This is a genomic window from Paraburkholderia sp. (assembly GCF_035501035.1).
Classification (GTDB): domain Bacteria; phylum Pseudomonadota; class Gammaproteobacteria; order Burkholderiales; family Burkholderiaceae; genus Paraburkholderia.
In genome coordinates this window covers 22,521-28,526 of record NZ_DATJWR010000120.1, presented here as the reverse complement: position 1 = coordinate 28,526, position 6,006 = coordinate 22,521, and the positions used below count along the sequence as shown (strand labels likewise).

General features: G+C 65.5%; 4 protein-coding genes. 1 reads left to right on the top strand and 3 read right to left on the bottom strand.

The genetic code is table 11. The features are described 5' to 3' along the window. A partial coding sequence (locus tag VMJ11_RS08660) for an aminotransferase class III-fold pyridoxal phosphate-dependent enzyme (RefSeq protein ID WP_325618918.1) occupies positions 1 to 1,050 on the bottom strand: 1,050 nt, incomplete at its 3' end. A 169-nt stretch (positions 1,051 to 1,219) separates the two neighbouring features. Between VMJ11_RS08660 and VMJ11_RS08655 the strand changes: the two genes are divergently transcribed. Then, positions 1,220 to 2,623, top strand: coding sequence for a PLP-dependent aminotransferase family protein (locus tag VMJ11_RS08655; protein WP_325618916.1), 1,404 nt, complete (start codon positions 1,220 to 1,222; stop codon positions 2,621 to 2,623). 27 nt (positions 2,624 to 2,650) lie between these two features. Here VMJ11_RS08655 and VMJ11_RS08650 read toward each other — a convergent pair whose 3' ends face one another. Together VMJ11_RS08650 and VMJ11_RS08645 are read right to left on the bottom strand one after the other, a co-directional pair. After that, the gene (locus VMJ11_RS08650; protein ID WP_325618914.1) at positions 2,651 to 5,017 is read right to left on the bottom strand and encodes a DNA polymerase II; all 2,367 of its coding nucleotides are present in this window, start codon (positions 5,015 to 5,017) and stop codon (positions 2,651 to 2,653) included. A gap of 68 nt (positions 5,018 to 5,085) precedes the next feature. Further along, entirely contained in the window at positions 5,086 to 5,703 is a 618-nt protein-coding gene (locus VMJ11_RS08645) for a LysE family translocator (RefSeq protein ID WP_325618912.1), read from the bottom strand. Positions 5,704 to 6,006: the final 303 nt, after the last annotated feature.

The window sequence follows — 6,006 nt, the reverse complement described above, 5'->3', positions numbered from 1 at the left end:
CGCGTTGGCGCGCTCGAACAGGCCTTCGCGGCGATACAGGTCCTGCGTCGCGATCGCGGCGGCGGCCGCAAGCGGGTGCGCCGAATAGGTGTAGCCGTGGAACAGCTCGATCGCGCCGGGCGCGCCGCTGTTGACGACCGTATCGTGGATCGTGCGGCTCGCGGCCACGCCGCCCATCGGCACGGCGGCGTTGTTGATCGCCTTGGCCATCGTGATGATGTCGGGCGTCACGCCGAAATACTCGCTGGCCGTCGCCTTGCCGAGGCGGCCGAAGCCCGTGATCACCTCGTCGAAGATCAGCAGGATGCCGTGCTTCGTGCAGATCTCGCGCAGGCGCTGCAAATAGCCTTGCGGCGGAATCAGCACGCCCGTCGAGCCCGCCACGGGCTCGACGATCACGGCGGCGATCGTCGAGGCGTCGTGCAGCGCGATGATGCGCTCGAGGTCGTCGGCGAGGTGCGCGCCCCAGGCCGGCTGGCCCTTCGAGAACGCGTTGTGCTCGAGATTGTGCGTGTGCGGCAGATGGTCGACGGCCGGCAGCAGCTGGCCCGAATACGCCTTGCGATTGGCGCCGATGCCCCCCACCGAGATGCCGCCGAAGCCCACGCCGTGATAGCCGCGCTCGCGGCCGATCAGCTTCGTGCGCTGGCCTTCGCCGCGCGCGCGATGGTAGGCGAGGGCGATCTTCAGCGCGGTATCGACCGACTCCGATCCGGAATTCGTGAAGAACACGCGGTCGAGCCCCGCCGGCATGACCTCCGCGACCTTTTTGGCTGCCTCGAACGCAAGCGGATGGCCCATCTGGAACGTGGGAGCGAAGTCGAGCGTGGCCGCCTGCTGGGCGATCGCCGCAACGATCTCCTCACGCGCGTGGCCCGCATTGACGCACCAAAGGCCCGCGCTGCCGTCGAGCACTTCGCGGCCGTCGGTCGTGCGGTAGTACATGCCCTTGGCCGATTCGAGCAGGCGCGGCGCGGCCTTGAACTGGCGGTTGGCGGTGAACGGCATCCAGAACGACGAGAGATCGTCGATGACGGGGCGCGAAGTCATGCGTATTCCTCCTCAGGTTGGTCTGTCGCAACTGTAGCGTCAGGGCTTGAATGGCGGCATAGACAGTCTCTATACTGCGCTGGAAACCGTGCTGGACAATTTACGCCAACTGTATTGGTCACTGCCCGAATCGTTCGGGTTTTCCCTTGCAGCGGCTACCTGAATTCCCATGATCGAACTCGTACTGGAGCGCGGCCGCGGCGCTTCGACCACGCTCGTCGAGCAGCTCGTGCAGGCTTTCACTGGCGCCATCGAGGCGCAAACGCTGCGTGCCGGCGCGCTGCTGCCTTCGGTGCGGCAGCTCGCGCAGACCCACGCGCTTTCGACCTATACGGTGACGGAGGCGTACAACCGGCTCGTGTCGATGGGCCTCGTGGTCGCGCGGCGAGGCTCGGGCTACCGCGTGGCGTCACGCCACGAGTCGTTGCGCGCGAGCGTGACAGGCTGGCAGCCGCCAACGCTCACGGCCACGTGGCTGCTCTCCGATGTGTTCGCGGATCACTCGGTGCCCATCAAGGCCGGCTGTGGCTGGGTGCCGGCCGAGTGGATCAACGAAAGCGGCATGCACCACGCCTTGCGCGCGATGAGCCGCGTGCCCGCCGTGCGCCTGGGCGACTACGGGCACCCCTATGGCTACGCACCGCTGCGCGAACGCATCGCGGCGCAACTGGACCGGCAGGGGTTGCCCGTCGAGGTGTCGAACGTGCTGCTCACCCAGGGCGCCACGCAGGGCCTCGATCTCATCGTGCGCACGCTGTTGCGGCCGGGGGACACGGTACTCGTCGAAGACCCGGGCTACTGCAACCTGCTGCAGATCCTCAAGCTCGCGGGGCTCGCGGTGCAGGGCGTACCGCGCACGCCGGCTGGCCTCGACATCGATGTGCTCGAGCGCCAGGTGGCCGCGCACCAGCCGAAGGCGATCTTCGTGAACACCACGCTGCAGAATCCCACGGGCGCGACGTTCACGATGGCCAACGCGTTCCGCCTGCTGCAAATTGCCGAGCGCCAGCGCATGTGGGTCGTGGAGGACGACGTGAGCCGTGAACTCGCGCCGCCCGGCGCGCCGCTGCTCGCGGCCATGGAAGGCCTCCAGCGCGTGCTCTACGTGGGCGGCTTTTCGAAGACGGTCACGCCCTCGCTGCGCTGCGGCTACGTGGTGGCCGAGCGCGACGTGTTGCGCGAACTGGCGCGCGCGAAGATGGCGGTGGGACTCACGTCCTCCGAGACGATCGAGCGTGTCGTCGACAAGGTGTTGCTCGAAGGCCGTCATGCGCGCCATGTCGAGCTCGTGAACGAGCGGCTGAAGGCTGCGCACGCCTGCGTGGAGGACCGGCTCGACGCGCTCGGGCTTGAAGTGTTCCACCGGCCGCGCGCCGGGCTTTTCGTGTGGGCGCGGCTTGCCGTCGAGCCCGAGCGCGCCGGCGAGATCGCAACCGCGGCGTTGCGCGACGGCATCTGGCTTGCGCCGGGCTCCTATTTCCGCCCGGAGGACGAGCCGAGTGCGTGGTTTCGCTTCAACGCGCCTTATTCGATGGACGATGCGCTCTGGCGGTTCATCGAGCGCGTGCGCTAGCGGGGCGGCCGGTTCGCGCGAGCTTGCTCAAAAGAGGCTTTGCTGCCCCGACATCACCGTATCGAAATCTTCGCGCAGGAAGGGCAGAATCGCGTCCGCCACTGGCTGTAGCTGGCGGCTCACGTAGAACGCGTAATCGAGCGGCGAGCTCAGCGTTTCGAGCGGCTCGGGGCCGGCCGTCGTCATCACATAGCTGATCCAGCCGCCATTCTGATACTGGAGCGGCCGGCCTTTCGCGCGATTGAACTCGTCCGCGACGCGTGCCGCCCGCACGTGCGGCGGCACGTTGCGCTGATACTCGGCGAGCGGCCGGCGTAGCCGCTTGCGATAGACGAGCTGGTCGTCCAGTTCGCCATTGAGCGTGCGTCTCACGTAGTCGCGGATGTACTCCACATGAGGCTCGCGCTGGAAAATGCGACGGTAAAGCTCGCGCTGGAATTCCTGCGCGAGCGGCGTCCAGTCGGTGCGCACGGTTTCGAGGCCTTTGAACACGACTTCCTCGCCGCCATGCTTCGCGACAGTAAGGCCGGCGTAACGCTTCTTGCTGCCTTCCTCGGCTCCCCGCACCGTGGGCATGAGAAAGCGCGAGTAATGGCGTTCGAACTGTATTTCCAGCGCGCTTTCGAGGCCGTAGCGTTCGCGCAGCTCGGTCTTCCACCAGGCATTGACGTGCTCGACGAGCCGCTTGCCGGTTTGCGTGGCGTCGGCTTCGTCATGCGCGTGCTTGAGCCAGACGAAGGTCGAATCGGTATCGCCGTAAATCACGTCGTAGCCCTGCGCTTCGATGAGCTGGCGCGTTTTGCGCATGATCTCGTGCCCGCGCATCGTGATCGACGAAGCGAGGCGCGGATCGAAGAAGCGGCAGCCGGTCGAGCCGAGCACGCCGTAGAACGCGTTCATGATGATCTTCAGCGCTTGCGAAAGCGGCGCGTTGTGCTGCCGCTTCGCGTTCTCGCGCTCGTCCCAGACCTGGCGGACGATCTCCGGCAGGCAGTGCTTCTCGCGCGAGAAGCGCGCGCCGAGAAAGCCGGGCACGGACGCTTCGTCACTGGGATCGTTCAGGCCTTCGATCAGCCCGACCGGGTCGATCAGGAACGTGCGGATGATCGAAGGGTAGAGGCTCTTGTAGTCGAGCACGAGCACCGAATCGTAGATGCCGGGGCGCGAATCCATGACGAAGCCGCCGGGGCTGTTTTCGCCTGTGACGTCGCCGATATTCGGCGCCACGTAGCCGAGGCGATGCATTTTCGGCAGATAGAGATGCGTGAACGCGGCCACCGATCCGCCCATGCGGTCCACGGGCAGCCCCGTCACCGAGGCGCGTTCGAGCAGGAAGGGGATCAGCTCGGTTTTCTCGAAGATACGCGTGACCAGTTCGCAATCCTTGAGGTTGTAGCGCGCAAGCGCGGGCTTGTCCTCGTCGAAACGGCGCTGGATTTCGTCCATGCGCTGATACGGGTTGTCGATCGATTTGCCTTCGCCCAATAGCGCTTGCGCGACATATTCGAGGCTGAACGACGGGAAGCTCCAGGTGGCCGAGCGCAGCGCTTCGATGCCGTCGATGATGAGGCGACCCGCGGCGCCAGCGAAAAAATGATTCTCCTGCATGCCGTGCTCGCGCCATTCCATGACTTCGCCAGCACGGCCGAGGCGCAGCGGTACGCCGGTCTGCTGCGCATGCGCGTGCAACACGCGCAAGTCGAACTGCACGAGATTCCAGCCGATGATCGCATCGGGGTCGTGCTTCGCCATCCACGTGTTGAGGCGCTCGAGCATTTGCGCGCGGCTTGCGCAGTATTCGAAGTCGAATTCGAGCGGGCTCGCGTCGCCGTTTGCGGGTCCGAGCATGAACACCTGGCGCTGCCCGCAGCCTTCCAGCGCGATGGAATAGAGCTCGCCCTGTGCGCTCGTCTCGATGTCGAGGGACACGAGTTTGAGCCTCGGGCGATAGCCACTGGCGGGTTTCATCTCGCCGTCGAGCAGCACGCCGCCGGCGCCCGCCTCGCCGCGAAACAGCACGGGTGCGGTGATGAAGCGCTCCATCATGTAGCGTTCGGGCGGCTGGATGTCGGCTTCGTAGACGTCGATGCCTGCCTTGGCGAGACGCCTGGCGTGCCCCGCCAACTTGCGATATTGCGGGGAATAGAGGCCGAGCACCGGGCGGCGCTGGAAGTCCACAAGAGACAGCGGGCGAAGCTCCGCGCGTGTGTCGCTCTTGAGCGCGATACGCGCGGCCGCTTGCTGCTCGACCGGCACGAAGGCGACGGAAGGCTGGGGGCGCAGGCGCACCTGGCGCGGCCCGTTTTCGGTCGCGAGCCAGAAGTCGACTTCGGTGCGCTCGCCCGTATCGCGCCAATGGCGGGTGAGAATAAAACCCGCTTCAAACTCAGACAAAGTGTGACTCCGCCGCCCATGTATCCCGGCTGCGATTGTAGCGTTTGAACCGGGAAAGGGCGGCGCGCCTAGCGCTGGAGCACGTGCGCGAACATCGGATACAGCGAAACGAGCAGCGAGAGCGCCATGGCGACGTTGAAGGCGCGCAGCCTGCGCGGATTCGAGAGAAGGCGCCGCATGCCGGTGCCGAACGCGGCCCAGATGCAGATGCAGGGCAGTCCGATCACATAGAACAGCACGGCCATCGCCATCGTATTGGTGCCGAAGTCGGCGGACAGGCGGATCGTGGTGGCGGCCGTGAGCACCATCATCCATGCCTTGGGATTGACCCACTGGAACGCAATGGCTTCGTGAAAGCGCATGGGCCGGTGCTCGCCGCCCTTCACCTTGAGGTCGCCCGACGTGCCGATCTTCCACGCGAGATACAGCAGATACGCGATGCTCGCGATCTCCAGCACGAAATAGAGTGCCGGAACGTGCCGGAACACTTCTCCCAGGCCGAAGCCGACCGAGAGCATGAGCACCACGACGCCCGCGCTGATGCCGAGAATGTGGGGCACCGTGCGGCGAAAGCCGAAGTTGACGCCGGAAGCGAGCAGCATGGTGTTATTGGGGCCGGGCGTAATGGTCGTGACCACGACGAAGAGCATGCCGGCGGGCAGCGCGCTGAGCAGTTCGGGCAGCATGATGCGAGGGCTCCGGAAAGAAGGCAGAGTTGACCGGAGTCAGTTTATCGACGGATCTCGGTACAGTACCGGTACACTTACTAGGACGGCGAGCGGTACGGATTGGAGCATGGACGGCGGGAACTGTACGGCCATCTGCCCGCTCGTAAAGCGACGGTGAAAATCTGGCTTGCATCGGTCCTGCACCTTGAGCAGTTGCGACCTTCGCGTGCATGGCTGGACGGCGCCAAGAAACGATGCGCTAAAGTGGCGAACGACCATCCGACGCATCGGACGGCACTTGCCTCGCCTTGCCGCCGGATC

Bases quoted from the DNA above. Each gene is read 5' to 3' on its own strand.
- VMJ11_RS08655 (WP_325618916.1), top strand. From the start codon at position 1,220: ATGATCGAACTCGTACTGGAGCGCGGCCGCGGCGCTTCGACCACGCTC.
- VMJ11_RS08645 (WP_325618912.1), bottom strand. From the start codon at position 5,703: ATGCTGCCCGAACTGCTCAGCGCGCTGCCCGCCGGCATGCTCTTCGTC.